This window comes from Salmonella sp. SAL04213 (assembly GCF_046550535.1).
Taxonomy (GTDB): domain Bacteria; phylum Pseudomonadota; class Gammaproteobacteria; order Enterobacterales; family Enterobacteriaceae; genus Salmonella; species Salmonella enterica.
In genome coordinates this window covers 1-23350 of record NZ_JBGDXS010000016.1, presented here as the reverse complement: position 1 = coordinate 23350, position 23350 = coordinate 1, and the positions used below count along the sequence as shown (strand labels likewise).

At 51.2% G+C, this 23350-nt stretch carries 22 protein-coding genes; 14 read left to right on the top strand and 8 right to left on the bottom strand.

Features of this window, described 5'->3' with window-relative positions; all coding sequences use genetic code 11:
- Positions 1-87: 87 nt before the first annotated feature.
- The 6 genes from ACLJPQ_RS21840 to ACLJPQ_RS21815 are packed head-to-tail and all read left to right on the top strand — an operon-like array spanning position 88 to position 5679.
- Positions 88-936 carry an STM4015 family protein gene (locus ACLJPQ_RS21840; RefSeq protein ID WP_001042093.1) on the top strand — a complete coding sequence of 283 codons (849 nt, stop codon included), beginning with the start codon at positions 88-90 and terminating at the stop codon, positions 934-936.
- A gap of 12 nt (positions 937-948) precedes the next feature.
- Positions 949-1974, top strand: coding sequence for an STM4014 family protein (locus tag ACLJPQ_RS21835; protein ID WP_078058961.1), 1026 nt, complete (start codon positions 949-951; stop codon positions 1972-1974).
- Complete coding sequence (locus tag ACLJPQ_RS21830) at positions 1967-2842, top strand: STM4013/SEN3800 family hydrolase (protein WP_080178608.1); 876 nt, start codon at positions 1967-1969, stop codon at positions 2840-2842. The genes ACLJPQ_RS21835 and ACLJPQ_RS21830 overlap by 8 nt, the downstream gene beginning before the upstream one ends.
- A 1-nt stretch (position 2843) precedes the next feature.
- Positions 2844-4085, top strand: coding sequence for an STM4012 family radical SAM protein (locus tag ACLJPQ_RS21825; RefSeq protein WP_076933415.1), 1242 nt, complete (start codon positions 2844-2846; stop codon positions 4083-4085).
- Entirely contained in the window at positions 4082-4960 is an 879-nt protein-coding gene (locus tag ACLJPQ_RS21820) for an STM4011 family radical SAM protein (protein ID WP_058331557.1), read from the top strand. Before ACLJPQ_RS21825 ends, ACLJPQ_RS21820 begins: the two co-directional genes overlap by 4 nt.
- Positions 4945-5679, top strand: a complete 735-nt coding sequence (locus ACLJPQ_RS21815; protein WP_023203613.1) for a Cof-type HAD-IIB family hydrolase — start codon at positions 4945-4947, stop codon at positions 5677-5679. Before ACLJPQ_RS21820 ends, ACLJPQ_RS21815 begins: the two co-directional genes overlap by 16 nt.
- 54 nt (positions 5680-5733) lie before the next feature.
- Here ACLJPQ_RS21815 and typA read toward each other — a convergent pair whose 3' ends face one another.
- Positions 5734-7557 carry a ribosome-dependent GTPase TypA gene (typA, locus tag ACLJPQ_RS21810; RefSeq protein ID WP_000572060.1) on the bottom strand — a complete coding sequence of 608 codons (1824 nt, stop codon included), beginning with the start codon at positions 7555-7557 and terminating at the stop codon, positions 5734-5736.
- 375 nt (positions 7558-7932) lie between these two features.
- Here typA and glnA point away from each other — a divergent pair, with 375 nt between their 5' ends.
- The 4 genes from glnA (at position 7933) to ACLJPQ_RS21790 (ending at position 12307) form a co-directional block, all read left to right on the top strand.
- On the top strand, positions 7933-9342 hold the full coding sequence (gene glnA, locus ACLJPQ_RS21805; protein WP_001271699.1) for a glutamate--ammonia ligase: 1410 nt from the start codon (positions 7933-7935) through the stop codon (positions 9340-9342).
- A 274-nt stretch (positions 9343-9616) separates the two neighbouring features.
- Complete coding sequence (gene glnL, locus ACLJPQ_RS21800) at positions 9617-10666, top strand: nitrogen regulation protein NR(II) (protein WP_000146194.1); 1050 nt, start codon at positions 9617-9619, stop codon at positions 10664-10666.
- 8 nt (positions 10667-10674) lie between these two features.
- Positions 10675-12084 (top strand): nitrogen regulation protein NR(I), encoded by a 1410-nt coding sequence (gene glnG, locus ACLJPQ_RS21795; RefSeq protein WP_001188783.1) that lies wholly within the window; start codon positions 10675-10677, stop codon positions 12082-12084.
- 112 nt (positions 12085-12196) lie between these two features.
- The gene (locus ACLJPQ_RS21790) at positions 12197-12307 is read left to right on the top strand and encodes a YshB family small membrane protein (protein ID WP_001578131.1); all 111 of its coding nucleotides are present in this window, start codon (positions 12197-12199) and stop codon (positions 12305-12307) included.
- Positions 12308-12396: 89 nt separating this feature from the next.
- Here ACLJPQ_RS21790 and hemN read toward each other — a convergent pair whose 3' ends face one another.
- From hemN to ACLJPQ_RS21775, 3 genes are all read right to left on the bottom strand, one after another.
- Positions 12397-13770 carry an oxygen-independent coproporphyrinogen III oxidase gene (hemN, locus tag ACLJPQ_RS21785; protein ID WP_000003528.1) on the bottom strand — a complete coding sequence of 458 codons (1374 nt, stop codon included), beginning with the start codon at positions 13768-13770 and terminating at the stop codon, positions 12397-12399.
- Between the two features lie 188 nt (positions 13771-13958).
- Positions 13959-14474 (bottom strand): Der GTPase-activating protein YihI, encoded by a 516-nt coding sequence (gene yihI / locus ACLJPQ_RS21780; protein WP_000743292.1) that lies wholly within the window; start codon positions 14472-14474, stop codon positions 13959-13961.
- 118 nt (positions 14475-14592) lie between these two features.
- Entirely contained in the window at positions 14593-14817 is a 225-nt protein-coding gene (locus ACLJPQ_RS21775) for a hypothetical protein (protein WP_001541209.1), read from the bottom strand.
- 239 nt (positions 14818-15056) lie between these two features.
- Here ACLJPQ_RS21775 and yihA point away from each other — a divergent pair, with 239 nt between their 5' ends.
- Positions 15057-15689 (top strand): ribosome biogenesis GTP-binding protein YihA/YsxC, encoded by a 633-nt coding sequence (gene yihA, locus ACLJPQ_RS21770; protein WP_000183331.1) that lies wholly within the window; start codon positions 15057-15059, stop codon positions 15687-15689.
- A 334-nt stretch (positions 15690-16023) separates the two neighbouring features.
- On the opposite strand, the gene polA is transcribed toward yihA, so the two are convergent.
- Positions 16024-18810, bottom strand: a complete 2787-nt coding sequence (gene polA, locus ACLJPQ_RS21765; RefSeq protein WP_080185074.1) for a DNA polymerase I — start codon at positions 18808-18810, stop codon at positions 16024-16026.
- A 387-nt stretch (positions 18811-19197) separates the two neighbouring features.
- Between polA and ACLJPQ_RS21760 the strand changes: the two genes are divergently transcribed.
- The gene (locus ACLJPQ_RS21760) at positions 19198-20106 is read left to right on the top strand and encodes an acyltransferase (RefSeq protein WP_000196902.1); all 909 of its coding nucleotides are present in this window, start codon (positions 19198-19200) and stop codon (positions 20104-20106) included.
- 12 nt (positions 20107-20118) lie between these two features.
- Here the strand turns inward: ACLJPQ_RS21760 and dsbA are convergent, their stop codons facing one another.
- The 3 genes from dsbA to ACLJPQ_RS21745 form a co-directional block, all read right to left on the bottom strand.
- Positions 20119-20742 (bottom strand): thiol:disulfide interchange protein DsbA, encoded by a 624-nt coding sequence (dsbA, locus tag ACLJPQ_RS21755; RefSeq protein WP_000725364.1) that lies wholly within the window; start codon positions 20740-20742, stop codon positions 20119-20121.
- 16 nt (positions 20743-20758) lie between these two features.
- A complete protein-coding gene (locus ACLJPQ_RS21750; protein ID WP_058821295.1) occupies positions 20759-21745 on the bottom strand; it encodes a serine/threonine protein kinase in 987 nt (328 codons plus the stop codon).
- Positions 21746-21821: 76 nt separating this feature from the next.
- Positions 21822-22091: a YihD family protein gene (locus ACLJPQ_RS21745; RefSeq protein WP_000649858.1), complete on the bottom strand. Its 270-nt coding sequence runs from the start codon at positions 22089-22091 to the stop codon at positions 21822-21824.
- 69 nt (positions 22092-22160) lie between these two features.
- On the opposite strand from ACLJPQ_RS21745, the gene mobA reads away from it, so the two are divergent.
- The gene (gene mobA, locus ACLJPQ_RS21740) at positions 22161-22745 is read left to right on the top strand and encodes a molybdenum cofactor guanylyltransferase MobA (protein WP_001046883.1); all 585 of its coding nucleotides are present in this window, start codon (positions 22161-22163) and stop codon (positions 22743-22745) included.
- Positions 22742-23257, top strand: a complete 516-nt coding sequence (gene mobB / locus ACLJPQ_RS21735; protein WP_010989085.1) for a molybdopterin-guanine dinucleotide biosynthesis protein MobB — start codon at positions 22742-22744, stop codon at positions 23255-23257. The genes mobA and mobB overlap by 4 nt, the downstream gene beginning before the upstream one ends.
- Positions 23258-23350 lie beyond the last annotated feature (93 nt).

The window sequence follows — 23350 nt, the reverse complement described above, 5'->3', positions numbered from 1 at the left end:
TCAGACTCCCGATATCCCGCCTCTAAGCGCCATGATAATATTCGCAAAGCGTTTTACCATATTCATGCTTATAGAGAAGGGAAACAAATGAATAAGCGATTTAATATTGATTGGGACAATGAATTAACCCAGGAACAGCTCATTAATTTGATTTTAACCGATGAAGATCTGCCAAAGCTTCGCTCACTGACCATTGGTAACTGGGGTGATTGTTGGGAAGACGAAACCTGCCAGCCTATTATTGATATGATTGTGGAGAACGCCTCCCGCTTTACTCACCTGGAATCACTGTTTATCGGTGATATGGAGAGCGAAGACTGCGAGATCTCCTGGATTAAACAAGGTGACTATTCCAGGCTCTATGCGGCGTTACCCAATCTGAAAGAACTGATTATTAAAGGCGCGTCGGATCTGCGACTGGGCGCTATACATCATGAGAAACTGGAGCACCTGGAAATCATTTCCGGCGGCATCCCTTCTAACGTACTTGCCGAACTACAAAATGCGCAGCTCCCTGCATTAAAAACGCTGAAGCTCTTCCTGGGCGTAGAGGGATACGGTTTTGACGGTTCGCTGGATGACGTGATGGCGCTGGCATCGAAAGATCTTTTCCCTCAGCTCACCCATCTGGGGTTGATGAACAGCGAAGAGCAGGATGATATCGCCCGCCGGGTGCTGGAAAGTAATATCCTGCCGCAGCTTAACGTGCTGGAACTCTCATGCGGTACCTTAACGGACAACGGCGCAGAGGCGCTGCTGGAGCATAAAGACCGAATTGCGCATCTGGAAACACTCGATCTCCACCACCACTATTTGACGCCGGAGATGCAGGAAAAGCTAAAAGCCACACTGCCGATAAACCTGAATCTTTCAGAAGCTCTGGAGCCTGATGATTACGATGGCGATATTTATATGAATGCGATGTACACCGAGTGATTGTGTAGGGGAATGTGCACATTTCCCTACTCAACGATAAAGGGATTTATTGTGATTACGCTCATTGGCCCCCGTCAGAGCAAGCGCACGCATTATTTTATGCAGGCTGCCACCGTACTTGGGGAACCCGTCACGGCGCTGACTCATCCGCAAGCGCTGGACGCTTCGCTGACCTCTGGCATCGTTAAAATCGACCCGCCAGTACACAGTGAAACAGACATCCGCAAAATAAACGCGATCGGTCTGGACTATATCCATTTTTTGCAGAACATGGCGGCGCGTCCTGGCGTCACCTGGCTTAACCATCCGGCGGGCCTCATTCACCTGTTGGATAAAAAACGCTGCAAGCGGCGCTTACTGGAACACGGCATCCCCACGCCGCCGTTGGTAGCGGAAGACGTAAAAAGTTTTGCACAGCTCACCGCCATCATGGAGGAAAAAAGGGTCGCCAGCGTGTTCATTAAGCCCTCGCTGGGTTCTGGCGCGGCGGGCGTTATCGCTTTGCGCCGCCACCCCGATGGCATAAAGCAGGTGCTTTACAGCGCGATTGCCATATCAGGGCAACAGCTATTTAACAGCAAAAAAATCCAACAGTATCGTCAGAAAGAAGATATCCAGCTCATTATTGATGGCGTTCTTCAGCAGGAAAACCTCGTCGAACAGTGGCTGCCCAAAGCCAGCGTAAAGCATAAAACCTATGATTTACGCATCGTCTGCCTGGATGGCGAAATTATCTGGCGAGTGGTCAGAACCTCCTCGCAGCCCATTACTAACTTACATCTGCAAAACCAGGCTTACTGCTTCGAAAGTCTGGAGTTATCTGCCGCAAAAGTGACTGAGATCGATACGCTCTGTCAAAATGCCATGCGACTTTTCCCTGGCATTCGCTTAGCGGGTATTGATGTTTTACTTACCACCAGCCTGACGCCTTATATTATTGAAATTAATGGCCAGGGTGATTTGATTTATCAGGATGCGCAGCAGAATAATCTAATTTATCAGGCGCAAATCCGGGCCATGAGGAAGCAAAATGTATAATTCAATGGATGAAGTCCCCGTCTCGCTACACGCGTCGATTGACACAGGCGATGGCGAATTCGATATGAATACGCTAATTAGTAATAACGCTCATATTCTTTTTATTGTGCTGGACTCGTTACGCTACGATATTGCGCTTCAGGAACAAACCGCCGGAAATACGCCCAACCTTAATCATTATGGACAATGGACGAAATGCGAGGCGGCCGGTAATTTTACCTGGCCTTCGCATCACGCCATGTTTTCAGGTTTTATGCCAAAACCTATTGATGATACCGTTAATCAGACCATGCTGTTTTTCCCAAAAGATATCGGACTTGGTCGTAAAGGACCGAAAAATGCATTTGCCTTTGATGACGTAACATGGATAAAAAGTCTGGAAAATAAAGGCTACCAGACCATCTGTATTGGCGGCGTCTCTTTCTTTAATAACCGCTCCGGCATGGGAAAAGTGTTCCCGTCGATGTTTAAAGAGAGTTACTGGCATCCACGCTTTGCCTGTACGGTTAAAGAGAGTATGGATAACCAGATCCATTATATCCAGAAAATCATGGCCGAACGTGCTGGCAGCCAACCGGTCATGATGTATATCAATATCGACACGATTCATTACCCTAACCATTTTTACGTTGAGGGCGCGGCCCCTGGCGATACCGTTGAGACCCATGCCGCCGCGCTACGCTATATCGACGCCCGCATCGACGGATTACTGAACATTTTCCGCCAAACCGGCGGCGAAACGTTCGTTATTGTCTGTTCCGATCACGGTACCTGCTATGGCGAAGACGGGAAATATTTCCATAGTTTTAACCATCCGATCGTTAATACCGTTCCCTATATGCATTTCTTGCTGAGCTGTAATCATTAATATGAATAACAATGATATTTATCGTCAGTATATGTACAGTTATCCGCATAAGACGGCTTATCGGGAGCTGGAGAACGTCAGCTTTAGCGAAGTAAAACCGCGCATTTACGAGCACGACACACATCTGTATGTTCATATGCCCTTTTGTCAAAGTCGCTGCGGGTTCTGTAATTTATTTACCTGCACAGGCGCAGATAATACGTTCATTGATAGCTATATCGATGCGATTATTACCCAGGGCCGACAAATGGCGCTGGCGCCCGTCCACTGGGCAAGCTTTACCGTAGGCGGCGGCACGCCTCTGCTATTAAACATTGCGCAATTAGAGAAGTTATTTTTTTCCGTCTTTGAGGTGCTCAATGTTGACTGGAATATTTATAAAACAATTGAAACTTCCCCTACGGATACCACGGCAGAAAAAGTAGCGCTATTAAACGCCTTTTCCGTTAATCGCGTCAGTATTGGCGTACAAAGTTTTCATGATAGCGAGTTACATACGCTGCATCGCCGCCACAATGCCGCCAGCGCGCACCAGGCGCTGGAATGGCTAAAGGCGGGTCATTTTCCATCACTCAATATTGATATTATTTACGGCATTCCCGGCCAGACTCACGCAAGCCTGACGGAATCGTTACATCAGGCGCTCGTTTATCAACCGGAAGAGCTGTTCCTTTATCCGCTTTATAATATGCCTCGCCAGGAAAATATGCATAGCTACTACGTTTTAGCCCGCGATCTTTTACGCAACGCGGGCTACACCCAAACGTCCATGCGCCGTTTCGTCCTTAATCCAGCGCCATCCGCCGCGGCGGAAAGCTGCGGATTTGAAAACTCACTGGCGCTCGGCGCGGGCGGCAGAAGTTATCTTGGCAATCTGCATTACTGTTCGCCGTGGTCGTCGAACCTGCAGACATCACGAAAAATCATTCAGGCGTTTATCGACAGCCCGGATAAAACCGTCATTAATCACGGTTATCTGCTCCCCCCTGATGAAATGAAACGCCGCTTTATCATTAAAAATCTATTTTTCTGGCAGGGACTTTCTCTTAGCGATTATCAGCAATATTTTGCCAGCGATGCGCTAAGGGATTTCCCCGACCTGGAACGCTTTATACAGCAAGGCTACTGTTATCAGAATAGCAGTCGCCTCCGGCTAACGGAGACCGGTATGGCATTATCCGATTGCCTTGCTCCTGTGTTCGTTTCGCCTGAGGTGATGCTACGGGAGAATCGGCAGAGATGAGCGCCCCCGCCCTGCGCGATATTCACACGCTGTTTTATCGCGGCTATCTTAAATCGTGTAATTATCATTGCGGCTATTGCCCGTTCCATAAACACGCCCGTAACGATAAAAAACGCGACGAAGCCGCGCTATGGCGCATGGTTGACCATTTGCCTCTTTTAGGTACGCCGTTGAATGTGATGATTACGCCTTATGGCGAGGCGCTACGCTTGCGTTATTACATGGCGGCGCTGGCAGAAATTAGCCGCTATCCTCATGTTCAGGCGGTCGGCATACAAACTAACGCCTCTTTTTCGTTAATGTCATTGCTGGAGGCATTTCGTGCCGGCGGCGGAGATATCTCAAAGCTTCGGTTATGGTGTTCTTTTCATCCCTCACAAATTACCGCTGAGCGCTTTCTCCAGCAGTGTTTAGCGCTCTCTGCCGCCGGAATAACCTGGTGCGCGGGGGCTGTCGCCAGTATGAAAGATATCGACCAGTTTCGTTGGCTACGCCAGCAGTTGCCTGACCAGAATTATTTTTGGTTTAACGCCAACGAGTGTGCCAATACCCGGCATACCGTTGAGGAAACCATCGCCTTCAGCGAACTCGATCCGCTGTATGTGGTTGAAACGCAGCAGTGGCCAGCGCAGCTGGATATCTGTACCGCAGGAAGAAAAAGTATTTTTATGAATGCAGAAGGCGATCTTTTTGCTTGTCATATCAGCAAAATTAAAATGGGTAATTTATATCAGCAACGGCTTAATTCTCCCGCCTGCCAGGCAAAACAATGCCACTGTTTTCTCGCTTATCAGCACCGTCTCGATATTCCATTGCTGAATCACCTGGATGCCTCACGCTGTTTTAGGATCGGACGCTCATGCGATATCGTTTAATCGCTTTTGATCTTGATGGAACGCTGCTAAACCGTAATAAACAAATTCTGCCAGAGTCGCTAACCGCCATCCGTCAGATGCAGGACATGGGCTGCCGAATAATGCTTGTCACCGGCCGCTCTCATCGTGAAGCCTATGCGTATTATCAAACGCTGGCGCTCACCGAACCGATGATCTGTTGTAACGGAAGTTATATTTATCAACCGGCTCAACAGCAGATCCTTCATCCGCTGCCGCTGACGCACTTACAAACGGAAAAAATACTGGCGCGGGTATATCCGCTTAAACCGACAATTCGTGCTGATGATAAAATAATCTTTCAGGCTGATGAGCTAAGCAGTAGGGAGAATATTTGGCAAATCAGCGTCGTTCATCGGCACATAAAACAACTACAAAATATTGCTGAGTTTATACAGCATGAATTACAGCTAAGCTGTACCTGGTCCTGGCATCATCAACTGGATATTCTCCAGAAGGGGTGTAGCAAAGGACAAAGCCTCGCCAGATATGCACAGCAACAGCATATCGCAATGCGCGAAGTGATGGCGTTTGGCGATAATGATAACGATGCGGAAATGCTACGTTTGGCCGGATTGGGCGTCGCGATGGGGAATGCCAGCGCTCGGGCAAAGATGTATGCGGATAGCGTCATTGGTCGGCATAATACGCCAGCGATTGCTGATTTTTTGGCAACCTTATCCCTTTCTCAACGTGAATAAAAAAACCCCGCCGAGTTTTCATTTCGGCAGGGTTTTTATCCGTAAGAGCGTTAATTACTCTTCTTTCTGACCACGGTTCGCACGGCGGCGATCGTTTTCCGTCAGGTGACGTTTACGGATACGGATAGAGGTTGGGGTGACTTCTACCAGTTCGTCGTCATCAATGAACTCCAGCGCTTGCTCAAGGCTCATTTTAATTGGCGGAACCAGAATCACCGCTTCATCCGTACCAGACGCACGCATGTTGGTCAGTTTCTTACCGGTCAGGCAGTTTACCGTCAGGTCGTTGGAGCGACTGTGAATACCAATAATCTGGCCTTCATAAACTTCCGCGCCGTGACCCAGGAACAGCTTACCGCGATCCTGCAAACCGAACAGCGCAAACGCCACCGCTTTACCCTGACCGTTGGAGATCAGTACGCCGTTCTGACGCTGGCCCACTTCACCCGGACGAATATCGTCGTAATGGCTGAAGGTGGAGTACAGCAGACCCGTACCGGAAGTCATGGTCATGAATTCTGAACGGAAACCAATCAGCCCACGGCTTGGGATCACGTAGTCGAGACGTACTCGGCCTTTACCGTCCGGATTCATGTTTTTCAGGTCGCCTTTACGCTCGCCCAGCGCCTGCATGACAGACCCCTGGTGCTGCTCTTCGACGTCCAGCGTCACGTTTTCGTACGGCTCTTGTTTACGACCGTCGATTTCACGGAAGATAACTTTCGGACGGGAAACCGCCAGTTCGAAACCTTCACGACGCATATTTTCAATCAGCACGGACAGGTGCAGTTCGCCACGACCGGATACACGGAACGCATCCGCATCTTCGGTTTCTTCAACGCGCAGCGCCACGTTATGCACCAGCTCTTTGTTCAGACGGTCAAGAATCTGACGAGAAGTCACAAACTTACCTTCTTTACCGCAGAACGGCGAGGTGTTAACGCAGAAGAACATAGACACGGTCGGCTCATCAACGGACAGCGCCGGCAGCGCTTCAACGTTCTGCGGGTCGCAGATGGTGTCGGAAATGTTCAGCTCGCCCAGACCGGTGATCGCAATGATATCGCCCGCTTCGGCGATATCGCTGTCGATACGCTCCAGACCCAGATGCGTCAGCACTTTACCTACTTTCGCGTTACGGGTTTTCCCTTCACTATCGATGATAGTGACCTGCTGGTTCGGCTTCACTTTGCCGCGTTTGATACGGCCGATGCCGATAACGCCAACGTAGTTGTTGTAGTCCAGCTGGGAGATCTGCATCTGCAACGGACCATCGAGGTCAACGTCCGGCGCCGGAACATGATCAATGATCGCCTGATACAGCGGGGTCATGTCTTCCGCCATATCTTCGTGGTCCAGACCCGCGATACCGTTCAGCGCCGAAGCGTAGATGATCGGGAAGTCCAGCTGTTCGTCGGTCGCGTCGAGGTTAACAAACAGGTCGAATACCTGGTCAACAACCCAGTCAGGGCGCGCGCCAGGACGGTCAACCTTGTTGATAACCACAATAGGTTTCAGGCCATGAGCAAAGGCTTTTTTGGTCACGAAGCGCGTTTGCGGCATCGGGCCGTCAAATGCGTCAACCACCAGCAGCACAGAGTCAACCATGGACATGACGCGCTCTACTTCACCACCGAAGTCAGCGTGCCCGGGAGTATCAACGATGTTGATACGGTAATCATTCCATTTAATAGCGGTGTTTTTAGCGAGGATAGTAATACCACGCTCTTTCTCCAAATCGTTGGAGTCCATCACTCGCTCTTGAGTTTCGGCACGCGCGTCGAACGTACCGGATTGCTGGAGCAGCTTATCAACCAGGGTAGTTTTACCATGGTCAACGTGCGCGATGATGGCGATGTTACGCAAATTTTCGATCACAACTTTGCCTCAGGCATTAGAAATAGCGCGTTATTGTACACGGATTAATCGCACTACAAAACAGGATCACAAACATCCTCCGCAAACAAGTATTGCAGAGTCTCTTTGTGATCGCTTTCACGGAGCGTTAAAAGGGTGGCTTGCGTTCTATTGCACCAATGTGGTGCTCAATGTTCACATTAAAGCACTATTTTGGTGCAACATAGTCACCGTGGTGCAGCCCTTTTGCACGATGGTACGCATGATAACGCCTTTTGGGGGCAATGTGAAAGTTGGCACAGATTTCGCTTTATATTTTTACGGCGACACGGCCAGCAGAATTGAAGATCTCGTTACCACGACGACCGACCATGACCAATCCGGGAGAGTACAAGTATGTCCGCTGAACACGTTTTGACGATGCTGAACGAGCACGAAGTGAAGTTTGTTGATCTGCGCTTCACCGATACCAAAGGCAAAGAACAGCACGTCACGATTCCTGCTCATCAGGTAAATGCCGAATTCTTTGAAGAAGGCAAAATGTTTGACGGCTCCTCTATCGGCGGCTGGAAAGGCATTAACGAATCCGACATGGTGCTGATGCCAGACGCATCCACCGCAGTGATTGACCCGTTCTTCGCGGACTCTACCCTGATTATCCGTTGCGACATCCTGGAGCCTGGCACTCTGCAAGGTTATGACCGTGACCCACGTTCCATCGCAAAACGTGCGGAAGACTACCTGCGCGCGACCGGTATCGCCGATACCGTCCTGTTTGGGCCGGAACCTGAATTCTTCCTGTTCGACGACATCCGCTTCGGCGCATCTATCTCCGGCTCACATGTGGCGATTGACGATATTGAAGGCGCCTGGAACTCCTCTACCAAATATGAAGGCGGCAACAAAGGCCATCGTCCGGGCGTGAAAGGCGGTTATTTCCCGGTTCCGCCAGTTGACTCCGCGCAGGATATCCGTTCTGAAATGTGTCTGGTCATGGAGCAGATGGGCCTGGTCGTTGAAGCGCACCACCACGAAGTAGCGACCGCAGGTCAGAACGAAGTGGCGACCCGCTTTAACACCATGACCAAAAAAGCCGACGAAATTCAGATTTACAAATATGTCGTGCATAACGTGGCTCACCGCTTCGGTAAGACCGCGACCTTTATGCCAAAACCGATGTTCGGCGATAACGGTTCCGGTATGCACTGCCACATGTCGCTGGCGAAGAACGGCACCAACCTGTTCTCTGGCGACAAATATGCCGGTCTGTCTGAGCAGGCGCTGTACTACATCGGCGGCGTCATCAAACACGCCAAAGCCATCAACGCCCTGGCGAACCCGACCACCAACTCCTACAAGCGTCTGGTCCCGGGTTACGAAGCGCCGGTGATGCTGGCCTACTCCGCCCGTAACCGTTCCGCCTCCATCCGTATTCCGGTGGTGGCGTCTCCGAAAGCGCGCCGTATCGAAGTACGTTTCCCGGACCCGGCGGCTAACCCGTATCTGTGCTTTGCCGCCCTGCTGATGGCCGGTCTGGACGGGATTAAGAATAAGATTCACCCGGGCGAAGCCATGGACAAAAACCTGTATGACCTGCCGCCGGAAGAAGCGAAAGAGATCCCACAGGTAGCGGGTTCTCTGGAAGAAGCGCTGAACGCGCTGGATCTGGACCGCGAGTTCCTGAAAGCAGGCGGCGTGTTCACGGATGAAGCGATCGATGCGTATATTGCGCTGCGTCGCGAAGAAGATGACCGCGTGCGTATGACCCCGCACCCGGTAGAGTTTGAGCTGTACTACAGCGTTTAATCGTATATTAAAAATCCGACGAATTTCGCGTTGCTGCAAGGCGGCAACTGAGCACATCCCCAGGAGCATAGATAGCGATGTGACCGGGGTAAGCGAAGGCAGCCAACGCAGCAGCAGCGTGAAAGGCGTCAGGAGTTTTTGAGTTGCCGTGGAAACTTTCAGCCCATCCCAGGATGGGCTTTTTTCTCCACCAACAATCTGATCTCACGCGCTTTTTAGTGGTAAAAAGCTATAATGCACTAAAATGGTGCAACCTTTTCCAGGAGACTGCTGAATGGCAAGCGGCATACAGCCCGATGCTGGGCAGATCCTCAATTCGTTAATCAACAGCGTGCTGGTGGTCGACGACGCGCTGGCAATCCATTACGCCAACCCTGCCGCGCAGCAGTTGCTCGCGCAAAGCTCACGCAAACTGTTCGGGACGCCGTTACCTGAACTGTTGAGCTATTTTTCGTTAAACATTGACCTGATGCGCGAAAGTTTAGCGGCAGGGCAAGGCTTTACCGATAACGAAGTGACGCTGGTGATTGATAGTCGCTCGCATATTCTCTCTTTGACCGCCCAACGTCTGCCCGACGATTTTATACTGCTCGAAATGGCGCCGATGGATAACCAGCGTCGTCTGAGTCAGGAGCAGTTGCAGCACGCGCAGCAAATCGCCGCCCGCGATCTGGTGCGCGGTCTGGCACACGAAATCAAAAATCCGCTCGGCGGCCTGCGCGGCGCGGCGCAGCTACTCAGCAAGGCGCTGCCCGACCCGGCGCTAACGGAATATACCAAAGTCATCATTGAACAGGCCGACAGGCTACGCAACCTTGTCGATCGTTTGCTGGGGCCGCAGCACCCGGGAATGCACATTACCGAGAGCATACATAAAGTCGCGGAGCGCGTGGTGGCGCTGGTGTCGATGGAACTGCCGGATAATGTCCGGCTTATCCGCGATTACGACCCCAGTCTGCCAGAGCTGCCGCACGACCCGGAACAAATTGAGCAAGTACTGCTGAATATTGTCCGCAATGCCTTGCAGGCGCTGGGGCCGGAAGGCGGCGAAATTACGCTGCGTACCCGTACCGCCTTCCAGTTAACGCTGCATGGCGAACGCTATCGCCTGGCAGCGCGTATAGACGTTGAAGACAATGGGCCGGGCATTCCTCCCCATTTACAGGATACGCTGTTCTACCCGATGGTCAGCGGTCGCGAAGGCGGCACCGGGCTTGGGTTATCTATCGCCCGCAATCTTATCGATCAACACGCCGGCAAAATTGAATTTACCAGTTGGCCGGGGCATACCGAGTTTTCGGTTTACCTGCCGATTCGGAAATAGAGGTGTTTATGCAACGAGGAATAGTCTGGGTCGTCGATGATGATAGTTCCATCCGTTGGGTGCTTGAACGTGCTCTCGCCGGGGCAGGGTTGACCTGTACCACCTTTGAGAATGGTAATGAAGTACTGGCTGCGCTGGCCAGTAAAACGCCGGACGTCTTGCTGTCGGATATCCGAATGCCGGGAATGGACGGGCTGGCGCTATTAAAGCAGATTAAACAGCGTCACCCGATGCTTCCGGTCATCATTATGACCGCGCATTCCGATTTAGATGCCGCCGTGAGCGCCTATCAGCAGGGGGCGTTTGATTATCTGCCTAAACCGTTTGATATTGATGAAGCCGTCGCTCTGGTCGAGCGCGCGATTAGCCACTATCAGGAGCAGCAGCAGCCGCGTAATATCGAGGTTAACGGCCCGACAACAGACATGATAGGCGAAGCGCCCGCCATGCAGGATGTGTTTCGCATTATTGGTCGGCTGTCGCGTTCTTCGATTAGCGTGCTGATTAACGGCGAATCAGGGACCGGTAAAGAACTGGTCGCCCATGCGCTTCACCGCCATAGCCCACGCGCCAAAGCGCCGTTTATCGCGCTCAATATGGCGGCCATCCCGAAAGATTTGATTGAATCCGAACTGTTTGGCCATGAGAAAGGCGCTTTTACCGGGGCGAATACCATCCGGCAGGGCCGTTTCGAGCAGGCTGACGGCGGCACGCTGTTTCTGGACGAAATTGGCGATATGCCGCTGGATGTCCAGACTCGTCTGTTACGCGTGCTGGCTGACGGACAGTTCTACCGCGTGGGCGGGTACGCGCCGGTAAAAGTGGATGTGCGCATTATCGCCGCCACCCACCAGAACCTCGAACGACGCGTTCAGGAAGGGAAATTCCGCGAAGACCTGTTCCACCGCCTGAACGTGATTCGTATCCATCTTCCGCCGTTGCGCGAGCGCCGTGAGGATATTCCGCGCCTGGCGCGCCATTTTTTGCAGGTCGCCGCCCGTGAATTAGGTGTGGAAGCCAAATTATTACATCCGGAAACCGAAACGGCGTTAACGCGCCTGGCATGGCCTGGTAACGTGCGTCAGTTAGAAAATACCTGCCGCTGGCTCACCGTCATGGCCGCCGGACAGGAGGTATTGATCCAGGATTTACCGGGCGAACTGTTTGAAGCCTCGACGCCGGATAGCCCGTCCCACCTGCCGCCGGATAGCTGGGCTACATTACTGGCACAATGGGCGGACCGCGCCTTGCGATCCGGTCATCAAAACCTGCTTTCTGAAGCGCAGCCAGAACTGGAGAGAACGCTACTGACCACGGCATTACGCCATACGCAGGGTCATAAACAGGAAGCCGCCAGGCTGCTCGGTTGGGGGCGAAACACCCTAACGCGGAAGTTGAAAGAGCTGGGAATGGAGTAAACATTACCCGCGAGTGTAAAGATTAATAATTGAGCGCAAAACGCTGCTATTTTGCGCTTTACTGTTCCGATGAGTTCAGTATGATCATGCCCGGCAAACGGGGGGATTCATTATGTTAGAATCTATTATTAATCTGGTATCGAGTGGAGCGGTCGACAGCCACACGCCACAAACTGCGCTAGCCGCCGTGTTGTGTGCCGCGCTGGTAGGACTGTTCAGCTGACAATGTGCCGGATGGCGCTAATGCTTATCCGGCCTACAGGTTGTCGCAACGTGTAGGCCCGGTAAGCGCAGCGCCACCGGGCAACCCGGCTAAATGACGCGCGAGAACTGCTGCATCCGCGCTTTCTGGCGCAGATACGCGTCAAAGCACATGCAGATATTGCGGATCAGCAAACGACCTTTCGCCGTCACCTGAATTCCCTTCTCGCTAATATCCACCAGCCCATCTTTCGCCAGCGGCGACAGTAACTGCAAATCTTCGGCAAAATACTCAGCGAAATGCAAACCCCACTGCTGTTCGACAGCGTTAAAATCCAGGCGGAAGTTACAAATCAGCGCCTTGATAACATCGCGACGAATGCAATCATCACGGGTCAGCGTAATACCACGCCATAGCGCATTGCCCCGCTCATCCACTTGCTGGTAATAACGCTTCAGCTCTTTCTGGTTCTGCATGTAGCCATCGCCAATCATGCTGATAGCAGAAACCCCCATCCCCAGCAGATCGGTATCGCCCTGGGTCGTATAGCCCTGAAAATTACGGTGCAGCACGCCTTCGCGCTGCGCGACGGCCAGTTCGTCGTCCGGACGGGCAAAATGGTCCATCCCGATAAACTGATAACCGGCCTGAGTAAGCGATACGATCGTCTCCTGCAAAATATCCAGTTTCTGCTGCGCACTGGGTAAATCGGCATCTTTAATTTTACGCTGGGCGGCAAAAAGCGTTGGCAGATGCGCATAGTTAAAGACGCTCAAACGATCGGGGTTCAGCTCCGTCACACGCTTCAGCGTGAAAGCGAAGCTTTCCGGCGTCTGTTTCGGTAGACCGTAGATCAAGTCGATATTGGTCGAGGTAAAGCCGATATCGCGGGCGTGATTAAGCAACGCAAAGATGAATTCTTCATCCTGCTCGCGGTTAACCAGGCGCTGCACCTCTTTATTAAAGTCCTGCACGCCCATACTCAGGCGGTTAAAACCTTCCGCACGTAAATGATCGAGCACATCCAGCTCAATTTCACGGGGATCGACTTCGATCGAGATTTCCGCGTCGGTATTAAAGTGGAAATTTTCACGCAACAGCGTCATTAAGCGGCTGATTTGCGCTTTATTCAGGTAAGTAGGCGTACCGCCGCCCCAGTGAAGCTGGCTGACATGACGGTTTGCAAACAGCGGCGCGCGATGGCGAATTTCCTGCTCAAGCGCGTCAAGATACTGGTCAGCTTTATGCTGTTGGCGGGTGACAATCTTGTTGCAGCCGCAGAAATAACACAACTTGTGACAAAACGGGATATGCACATACAGCGAGAGCGGACGCTCAGGATAACGCGCCACAGCCTGCAAGAATGCGGCGTCCTCGAAGTCTTCAGAAAACTCCAGCGCGGTTGGGTACGAGGTATATCGTGGCCCGGAATAGTTATATTTCTGGATCAGGGCCAGATCCCAGTCTATTTGCTGTTCAGACATGCTCACTCCTTCCGATGGCGTCTCTGGCGGGTACGGCGTACCGGCTTCACGCCATGACGGGCGGCAAGCCGGCTGCGCAGCCATTTCTGTCGCCGCGACAATCGCTGTAGTTTAACGAATAACCACACCAGATAACATATAACCGGAAGGGTTATAAGCAGGACGGGCAAGCCCACGGTGTAAACCCGTTAGTTGCCGCCTCTTAGCAGGCGCATCATATCTTCCTGCTTCTCGTCCTCTTCGTCGTCTTCTTCGTCGTCATCGTAAGACAGACCAAGCTTCTGCATCAGTTCATCAATACGATCCAGTTTGGCATCTACCCAGGCTTGATCTTCCGCACTCAGGGTTTCGCCCGCTTCCAGACGTTCTAACAGCGCATCCAGGCGCTCATCCGTTTCCAGTAAATCCAACTCCGCCTGCGGTGAAAGCATAGGTTTCTCACTTTTCGGTTTATGCTGTTGGGTCACTTTTTCAGTCACGCCCAATGGAACAGGTGTTTTACTGCCAATACGTGGATCTTTTTGTTGATTCTGATTGCCGCCGCCCGAAGCGGAATTGCCGCCCGCCGCGCGACTTCCCGGCGCATGACCGCGATGTTTTTTCAGGCGTTTACGGTCGCGCGCCTCCTGGTTTAACTCTTCACGCGTTTTACGACGCTGTTTGCCAAAGGCTTTACTGCGCGGTGCAGAGGTTGGTTTTTTCATGATGTCAGATCTTTAAGCCGTTTTATTCAGTATAGAATTGAGGCGGAATCTAGCAGAAAGCAAGCAAAGAAAAAAGGCGACAGAGTAATCTGCCGCCTTTTTTCTTGACTCACGACCCTTAACGGGTTCCACCATCCCTGTTGGCTATCAACACGCCCTGTTTTTCCCTTAGCCTGGAACATTCCATGTTGTTTCCATTTCCTTTTACTAACGTCTCCGGACGTTTGTCTTCCTGACAATCCTGTGTCTTCGCCTCCTGGCGCTCCTGACCCTCATCCTGAGTCGTTGATCCTGTTAGCGTCCTCGCTATGTGCATTACTTTACTCTTTTGGGGTAAACTCACAAGATACCGACACGGCAAATCCCTTTTTTTCAGACAATTACCTTTCTATAAATTCATGATTTAACTATATTAACTGGCTTTGAGCCTGACAACGACTCTGTCATGTCGCATAAGTGCAATGGACAATGTCTCACAAAGCGTATGGCTTTTGCTTACAGCACCGACGCGCCGAAAAATCCGTCTTTTGCTGGCGTTCAGGTATAATCGCCACAATGCTTTGACTGACGGAGACGACCGCTTTGACTAACCTGAATTATCAACAGACGCATTTTGTGATGAGTGCGCCTGATATTCGCCATTTACCTTCCGATTGCGGAATTGAAGTGGCTTTTGCTGGCCGTTCCAATGCAGGCAAATCCAGCGCCCTGAACACGTTGACCAACCAAAAAAGCCTGGCGCGCACCTCTAAAACGCCGGGCCGTACCCAATTGATTAACCTGTTTGAAGTCGTAGAGGGCAAACGGCTGGTCGACCTGCCGGGCTATGGCTATGCGGAAGTCCCGGAAGAGATGAAACGCAAGTGGCAACGCGCGCTGGGGGAATATCTGGAGAAACGTCAAAGCCTACAGGGCTTAGTCGTTTTAATGGATATCCGCCATCCGTTGAAAGACCTCGACCAACAGATGATCCAGTGGGCTGTAGAGAGCAATATCCAGGTTCTGGTTCTGCTGACCAAAGCGGACAAACTGGCCAGCGGCGCGCGCAAGGCGCAGTTGAATATGGTACGTGAAGCCGTGCTGGCTTTTAATGGCGATGTGCAGGTAGAAGCGTTTTCCTCGCTGAAAAAGCAGGGAGTGGATAAGTTACGTCAGAAACTGGATAGCTGGTTTAGCGAACTGGCACCGGTCGAAGAGATTCAGGACGGGGAATAATCACCCGCTATGCCGGATGGCGCCGCTGCGCGTCTTATCCGGCCTACGGTGTGAGCGAAACTTTTCTTGCGCACAATAAAAAACGCCCCAGTCATGAACTGACTGGGGCGGCTAAAATATTCAGCCAAATCCGATTACGTGAAGTAAAAGGTCTGAAAGATAGAACATCTTACCTCTGTACCCTACGTGAATAACTTTACTCTTTTTTGAGCAACACAGAAAGACCTTTTCGTAATTTTTTTTCATTCTTTACATAGGGAATTCTAATACCCATCACAAAACCCCCGTGCTTATGTTGCTTAATTACGAAAAAAGCGCGTTATTCCTTAAATGCTTAGTGCGCTTGATCCCAATTTTCTCCGCTACCGACTTCCACCAGCAACGGCACATCAATACGCGTGCAGTTTTCCATCAACTGATGGATACGTTTTGCTACCGCATCTAAGTCGTCTTTATGCACCTCGAACACTAATTCATCGTGTACCTGCATAATCATCCGCACGCGTGGCTGCTCGGCCTGTAGCCAGGCATCGACGGCAATCATGGCGCGCTTGATGATATCGGCAGCCGTTCCTTGCATGGGAGCATTGATCGCCGCGCGTTCCGCCCCCGCGCGCCGCGCCGCGTTGCTGGATTTAATATCCGGCAGGTAAAGACGGCGTCCCTCCAGCGTTTCCACATAGCCTTGTTCTTTTGCCTGAGCGCGGGTGCGCTCCATATATTCCAGCACGCCAGGGTAGCGTTCGAAGTAGAGATCCATATACTTCTGCGCCTCTTTACGCGGAATATTAAGCTGGCGAGAAAGACCGAAGGCGCTCATCCCGTAAATCAGGCCAAAGTTAATGGCTTTCGCACTTCGGCGCTGTTCCCCGGTCACGCTATCCAGCGGCAAGCCAAAGACTTCCGCCGCCGTTGCACGGTGAATATCTTTCCCTTCGGCGAACGCCGTGAGCAGTCCTTTATCACGGGAAAGATGCGCCATAATACGCAGCTCAATCTGTGAATAGTCCGCAGATACGATGAGATAATCCTCAGGCGCAATAAATGCCTGACGAATGCGGCGGCCCTCTTCATTGCGCACCGGAATATTTTGCAGGTTCGGATCGGTGGACGATAAACGTCCCGTCGCCGTTACCGCCTGATGATAGGACGTATGGACGCGCCCGGTTTTCGGGTTAATCATCAGCGGCAGCTTATCGGTATAGGTGGATTTTAGCTTCGCCAGACCACGATACTCCAGAATCACTTTCGGCAGCGGATAGTCCAGCGCCAGCTCCTCCAGCACCTCTTCCGACGTTGACGGCGCGCCGCCAGGCGTTTTCTTCAGCGGCTTAATACCCTGCTTTTCAAACAGGATAGTCTGCAACTGCTTCGTCGAGGACAGGTTGAACGCCTCGCCCGCAATGTCATGCGCTTTCTTTTCCAGTTCCGCCAGACGTAGCGTGATTTCTTCCGAATGTTTGTGCAGGACGGCAGGATCGATTTTTACACCATTGCGCTCAACGCGTGACAGTACCGGCACCAGCGGCATTTCGATGTTTTCGAAAACATTCAGCGGGCCTTTGTGCTGCTGGAGCTCAGGCCACATTTTGAGATGCAACTGTAACGTGACATCCGCATCTTCTGCCGCATAGCGCCCCGCTTCCTCCAGTGCGATCTGGTTAAAGGTGAGCTGGTTTTTACCTTTACCGGCAATGTCTTCAAAGGTGATAGTTTTGTGCTTCAGCCAATGATCGGACAAACTGTCCATATCATGGCGTCCGGCGACGCTGTTCAGAATGTAAGACTCAAGCATGGTATCGAAGGCGATACCGCGCAGCTCAATACCGTAATTTTGCAAGACGCCGCGATCGTACTTGAGGTTTTGCCCCACTTTGCGCACTTTTTCATCTTCCAGCAGCGGCTTCAGCAGTTCCAGAGCACGCTGGCGGGAGATTTGATCCGGAGCGTCCAGATAATCATGCGCGACAGGTACATACGCGGCAACGCCAGGTTCGATAGCAAACGAGAGGCCCACCAGGTTGGCGGCGATATTATCCAGACTGTCGGTCTCCGTGTCGAAAGCAAAAACTGGCGCTTTTTTCAGCTTTTCAATCCAGCTTTCCAGCGTAACGTCGTCCAGAATAGTGACATAATTTTCATAAGAGAGCGCCGCTGCCGGTTCGCTGGGCGATTCATCAATAACGACCGTTTCCTGCGGTTTGGCCGCCGGTTTCGCGCCCTTTGCCTGTAGCCACTTGCCTGACTCAACGTCCGCCGTCCAGCGCTTAAACTCATATTTTTTAAACAGGCCCAGCAGTTCATCCGCAATCGGCTGCTGCACTTCAAGCTGTTCGCAGGTCAGCTCCAGTTCAACATCCGTTTTAATGGTGGCGAGTTTATAAGACAGGTACGCTACGTCTTTATTCTGCGCTAATTTACCGGCCATCGTTTTGGCGCCGCGGAAAGTGAGACCGGCAATTTTTTCCGGCTCGGCGTACAGCGTATCCAGGCCGCCCAATCCCTGAAGCAAAGCTTGCGCCGTCTTCTCACCCACGCCTGGTACGCCTGGAATATTATCCGAGGAGTCCCCCATCAGCGCCAGAAAGTCGATAATCAGCTCAGGCGGCACGCCGTACTTATTAACGACTTCATCCGGGCCGAGGATGGTGTTAGTCATGGTGTTGATCAGCGTAATATTCGGCGTCACCAACTGTGCCATATCTTTATCGCCGGTGCTGATTAATACCGGACGCCCCACCTTCTCCGCTTCTCGCGCCAGTGTACCGATAACGTCATCCGCTTCTACGCCAGAGACCGCCAGCAGAGGTAACCCCATGGCTTTAACCATGGCATGTAACGGCTCTATTTGCGCTCGCAGATCATCCGGCATCGGAGGACGATGCGATTTGTAATGTTCAAAGAGCTCATCACGGAAGGTTTTTCCTTTGGCGTCAAACACCACCGCAGCATGCGTCGGCTGATACTGCATGATCAGGCTGCGCAACATGTTGAGGACACCATACATTGCGCCCGTAGGTTCTCCCGCGCTGTTGGTTAACGGCGGAAACGCATGATAGGCGCGATAGAGATAGGATGAGCCATCTACGAGAATAAGTGGGTTTTCTGGGATCTGAACCATAATGTCCGTGCCTGTTTAACAGATTATGGTTAAAGGATGCCACATACAGGAGGAAAACTTGAGTTTTTCGCCGCATTTGCGGAAAAGTTTTGTCGATCTTCAGGATCGCTCGCAAAACAACCTGTGGATAACTTTGTGTGTAAATTCTTACCATTACTTTAAAATCAGCGCGATAGCCTTCTCGTCTTAATAATTACCCATTATTTTCAATGAGTTGTTAACATCACGTTTTTCTGATTATCTGATTCATGCCGTTATCATAATGTGGATAGTTGTTACGAGTGTTTCTATTTCACTCAGCGCCATCATTAGCATCGTTTTCTGATAGAATCAGCCTCTTGCGCCCTTTTCGCGCACCGTTTATGGCTAACTTTTGAATAATTTATTATGACGAGAATACTCGCGGCTATCACGCTCCCATTGAGTATCGTATTGACCATCCTGGTCACTATTGTTTGCTCAGTACCGATCATCGTTGCCGGTATGGTAAAGCTTCTTTTGCCTGTTCCCGGTATCTGGCGCAAGGTCTCCATTTTCTGCAATTTCATGATGTATTGCTGGTGTGCTGGTCTTGCAGCGCTGTTACGCCTTAATCCGCACTTGCAATGGGATGTAGAAGGGTTAGAAGGGCTGAGCAAGAAAAATTGGTATTTACTGATTTGTAATCATCGCAGCTGGGCCGATATCGTTGTGCTTTGCGTTCTGTTCCGCAAGCATATCCCAATGAATAAGTACTTTCTTAAACAGCAATTGGCCTGGGTGCCGTTCATCGGCCTGGCGTGCTGGGCATTAGATATGCCGTTTATGAAGCGCTACTCCCGTAGCTACCTGCTCCGACACCCCGATCGACGCGGCAAAGATGTTGAAACAACTCGTCGCTCTTGCGAAAAGTTTCGTCGGTATCCCACCACTATCGTTAACTTTGTTGAAGGATCGCGATTTACGCATGAGAAACGTCAGCAAACGCATTCACCTTATCAACATCTGTTGCCGCCAAAAGCTGCCGGTATTGCAATGGCGATTAATGTTTTAGGCTCACAGTTCGATAAGCTGCTTAATATTACGTTGTGTTACCCAAACAACGATCGTCACCCCTTCTACGATATGCTAAGCGGTAGGCTGACGCGTATTGTTGTTCGGGTGCAACTGGAACCCATAAATGAAGAACTGCACGGCGATTACGTGAACGACAAAACATTCAAACGCCGTTTTCAACGTTGGCTTAATACGCTGTGGGATAAGAAAGATATACAGATAGAAGAGATTAAAACATCTTATAAAAACGCCGGTCAGTGACCGGCGTTCTTTTTATTTTTTATCAACCAAATATTTCACAGTATCAGCATACTGCTGAACAAAAACATCCATGCTGCTGGTATCCATGCCTTGTGGGTTAATCTGGTATTTGCCATTGACGAACATCGCCGGAACGCCCTGCAGTTGCAGGTCAGCCGCGGCTTTCTCCTGTTGCGCAACCAGTGATTTCACCACGAAGCTGTTCCATGCCGCATCGTAATCTTCGCCCTTGACGCCCGCATCAACGAACACTTTACGGATATCCGCGGCAGATTGTACTGTCTGGGTTTTCTGTACGGCTTCAAACAGCGGGACCGTGACTTTATCTTCTACACCCAACGCCATCGCCACCGCCCATGCCTGGGTGAGCTCCTTGCCCAACGGCCCCAGGAACTCAACGTGGTACTTGGTCATTTTGGTGCCTTCCGGCAGCTTTTTCTTCACATTGTCAGACACATGAAGCACTTCTTCAAACTGATAACAATGTGGGCAGTAGAAGGAGAAAAACTCCAGTACCTGGGGTTCGCCAGCGACCGGTTTATCCAGCGTGATATACTGTTTACCGTCGCTGATCTGTGCTGCCGAGGCGCTAAAAGCTAAAACCATACCAGCCAGCGCCAGCCAAATCTTTTTCATGATCAACTCTCTCCGATTAATACATTGGCGTTAATTGTAAAGGGGGTTCGTGCAAAATTTTAGTCTGCTCAATAAAAGTCGTTGTCTGTCGCTGCCAGTAATCTTCCCCTGTTAACCAGGGAAAGTTTTTCGGAAACGCAGGATCGCCCCAACGACGAATCAACCAGGCAAGATAATAAACTAAACGCATGGCGCGTAAAGGTTCAATGAGACCAATTTCAGCCGTATCGAACTCACTAACTTCTTCATAAGCTTCAATAATGGTTTCAAGCTGCATTCGCTGTTCGGCTTTGTCGCCGTTCAGCAGCATCCATAAATCCTGTATCGCCGGGCCGTTACGGGCATCATCTAAATCGACAAACAGCGGTCCATCACGCCATAGAATGTTGCCGGCATGACAATCGCCGTGCAATCGCAGCGTGGCGAAATCGGTGCGCCAGCATTCGGTAACTGCAGACAGTAGAGTATCAGTGGCTTTCAGGAAAGCCGCTTTTTGCCCGGAGGGAATCAGTGCGGCATCTTCGAATACCTGGCGAGGTTCAAAAAGATACTCTGCAAGCCCAATGTCAGGCCGGAAAGTGAAAGGACGTTTTCGCCCCGTCTGATGCAATCGACCAAGATAACGCCCTACCGCCTCTATCTGATCGATATTATCTGCTTCAAACTGACGACCGCCTACGCTGGGGAAAATGGCATAATGATAGCCCTGATGCGCTAACAGCGTCTGGCCATTAAACGCGAGCGGAGCAGCAACCGGAACCTCATCCTTCACCAGTTCAAGCGCGAATTGGTGTTCTTCCCGAATTTGATCAACAGACCAGCGTTCAGGACGATAAAACTTAACGACAAAACGTCGACGGTCTTCATCCTGAAACTGATAGACGCGGTTTTCATAACTGTTTAGTGGAGTCAGCCCGGAATCCACCCTGATCCCCTGTTCAAACAGCGCATCCATGATGGTTTCCGGGTGTAGCGTCTGGAAAGTAAAAGCGTTGTCGTTCATCCCATCATCCGGAAAATACTACGAATGATTCAGGATATCATTTCGTGACGATTTCGGTGGCGCCGCTTACAAGGTTTTACTCTTTAATAACGCCGCGGGCGCGTAAAAGCGCCGTTTTAAAGTCCTCTTCATAGTCTTTTTGAATCCCTGGAATGGCGGCGTCTTTGGCGGAATCGCGCATTTTCAGATGGTAGATCAGGATATCATCAGTTAAATCTTCCAGTTTGCCGTCAAAACCTGACTCTTTCGCCAGTTTCTGCAAAAATTGCGTCAGATTAAGATCAGGCTCTTTCTGCCAGGCTGGCTGGAGGAGTTCAATGACTTCATTCAGGCGTTTACATTTCATAGCTGTGCTCCTTATTCTTGATACAGACACGGTAGCAGGGTCAATCCCACAATAAAAGAGGCGATATCGGTGAATCTGGATGAAGTAATAACCGGCGTGGTGCTGGCAGGCGGTAAAGCCCGGCGGATGGGAGGTGCGGATAAAGGTCTGCTTGAACTGGACGGGAAACCGCTCTGGCGGCACGTTGCCGATGCGCTCGCGCCGCAACTGGCTACGGTCGTCATTAGTGCTAATCGCCATCTGGATATCTACCAGGCCAGCGGCCTGAAAGTCATTCCGGATTCAATCGCTGACTTTCCCGGTCCGCTGGCGGGTATGCTTTCCGTTTTTCAGCAGGTAGCAGGTGACTGGTTTCTGTTTTGCCCCTGTGATAATCCCTGTATCCCCCACACCCTGGTCGATCGTTTAGCAGCGCAGCGTCATGGTGCACCCGTGGTTTGGGTTCATGATGGAGAGCGCGATCATCCAACGATCGCGTTGATTAATCGTGCCGTTGAGCCCCAGTTGACAGCTTATTTGCAAGCAGGCGAGCGGCGGGTAATGATTTTTATGCGCCAGGTAGGCGGACACGCCGTTGATTTCAGCGATTGTAAAGAGGCATTTGTGAACGTCAACACGCCGGAGGAACTCGCGCAATGGCAAAAGAGACCATGATACCGCTACTCGCCATTGCCGCGTGGAGCGGCACGGGAAAAACAACACTGCTGAAAAAACTGATCCCAGCACTTTGTGCGCACGGTATTCGGCCAGGGCTGATTAAGCATACCCATCATGATATGGATGTTGATAAACCGGGTAAAGATAGCTACGAATTACGTAAGGCCGGGGCGGCACAAACGCTGGTTGCCAGTCAGCAGCGCTGGGCGTTAATGACTGAAACGCCGGGGCAAGAAGAGTTGGATCTGGCATGGCTGGTGAGCCGGATGGATGCATCAAAGCTGGATATGGTGCTGGTAGAAGGGTTTAAACACGAGGCAGTTGCGAAGATCTTACTTTTTCGTCAGGGATGTGGGCACAGCGAGGAAGAATTAATTCTTGATGAGCATGTTATTGCGGTTGCCAGTGATATTCCACTTGCCGTAGCGGTACCCGTTTTGGATCTTAATGATGTATCGCAGATTTCTGCCTTCATTTTGCGGTGGTTAGAGAAAGCACGTTCCTTGTAGGCCGGATAAGGCGAAGCTGCCATCCGGCGGTGCCGGTTGCCTGATGGCGCTGCGCTTATCAGGCCTACATTTTTACAGTTACCACACACGCAA

Excerpts from the sequence above, each read along its gene's own strand:
- ACLJPQ_RS21840 (WP_001042093.1), top strand. The coding sequence starts at position 88 with ATGAATAAGCGATTTAATATTGATTGGGACAATGAATTAACCCAGGAA.
- ACLJPQ_RS21835 (WP_078058961.1), top strand. The coding sequence starts at position 949 with ATGTGCACATTTCCCTACTCAACGATAAAGGGATTTATTGTGATTACG.
- ACLJPQ_RS21830 (WP_080178608.1), top strand. The coding sequence starts at position 1,967 with ATGTATAATTCAATGGATGAAGTCCCCGTCTCGCTACACGCGTCGATT.
- ACLJPQ_RS21825 (WP_076933415.1), top strand. The coding sequence starts at position 2,844 with ATGAATAACAATGATATTTATCGTCAGTATATGTACAGTTATCCGCAT.
- ACLJPQ_RS21820 (WP_058331557.1), top strand. The coding sequence starts at position 4,082 with ATGAGCGCCCCCGCCCTGCGCGATATTCACACGCTGTTTTATCGCGGC.
- ACLJPQ_RS21815 (WP_023203613.1), top strand. The coding sequence starts at position 4,945 with ATGCGATATCGTTTAATCGCTTTTGATCTTGATGGAACGCTGCTAAAC.
- glnA (WP_001271699.1), top strand. The coding sequence starts at position 7,933 with ATGTCCGCTGAACACGTTTTGACGATGCTGAACGAGCACGAAGTGAAG.
- glnL (WP_000146194.1), top strand. The coding sequence starts at position 9,617 with ATGGCAAGCGGCATACAGCCCGATGCTGGGCAGATCCTCAATTCGTTA.
- glnG (WP_001188783.1), top strand. The coding sequence starts at position 10,675 with ATGCAACGAGGAATAGTCTGGGTCGTCGATGATGATAGTTCCATCCGT.
- ACLJPQ_RS21790 (WP_001578131.1), top strand. The coding sequence starts at position 12,197 with ATGTTAGAATCTATTATTAATCTGGTATCGAGTGGAGCGGTCGACAGC.
- hemN (WP_000003528.1), bottom strand. The coding sequence starts at position 13,770 with ATGTCTGAACAGCAAATAGACTGGGATCTGGCCCTGATCCAGAAATAT.
- yihI (WP_000743292.1), bottom strand. The coding sequence starts at position 14,474 with ATGAAAAAACCAACCTCTGCACCGCGCAGTAAAGCCTTTGGCAAACAG.
- polA (WP_080185074.1), bottom strand. The coding sequence starts at position 18,810 with ATGGTTCAGATCCCAGAAAACCCACTTATTCTCGTAGATGGCTCATCC.
- ACLJPQ_RS21760 (WP_000196902.1), top strand. The coding sequence starts at position 19,198 with ATGACGAGAATACTCGCGGCTATCACGCTCCCATTGAGTATCGTATTG.
- dsbA (WP_000725364.1), bottom strand. The coding sequence starts at position 20,742 with ATGAAAAAGATTTGGCTGGCGCTGGCTGGTATGGTTTTAGCTTTTAGC.
- ACLJPQ_RS21750 (WP_058821295.1), bottom strand. The coding sequence starts at position 21,745 with ATGAACGACAACGCTTTTACTTTCCAGACGCTACACCCGGAAACCATC.
- ACLJPQ_RS21745 (WP_000649858.1), bottom strand. The coding sequence starts at position 22,091 with ATGAAATGTAAACGCCTGAATGAAGTCATTGAACTCCTCCAGCCAGCC.
- mobB (WP_010989085.1), top strand. The coding sequence starts at position 22,742 with ATGATACCGCTACTCGCCATTGCCGCGTGGAGCGGCACGGGAAAAACA.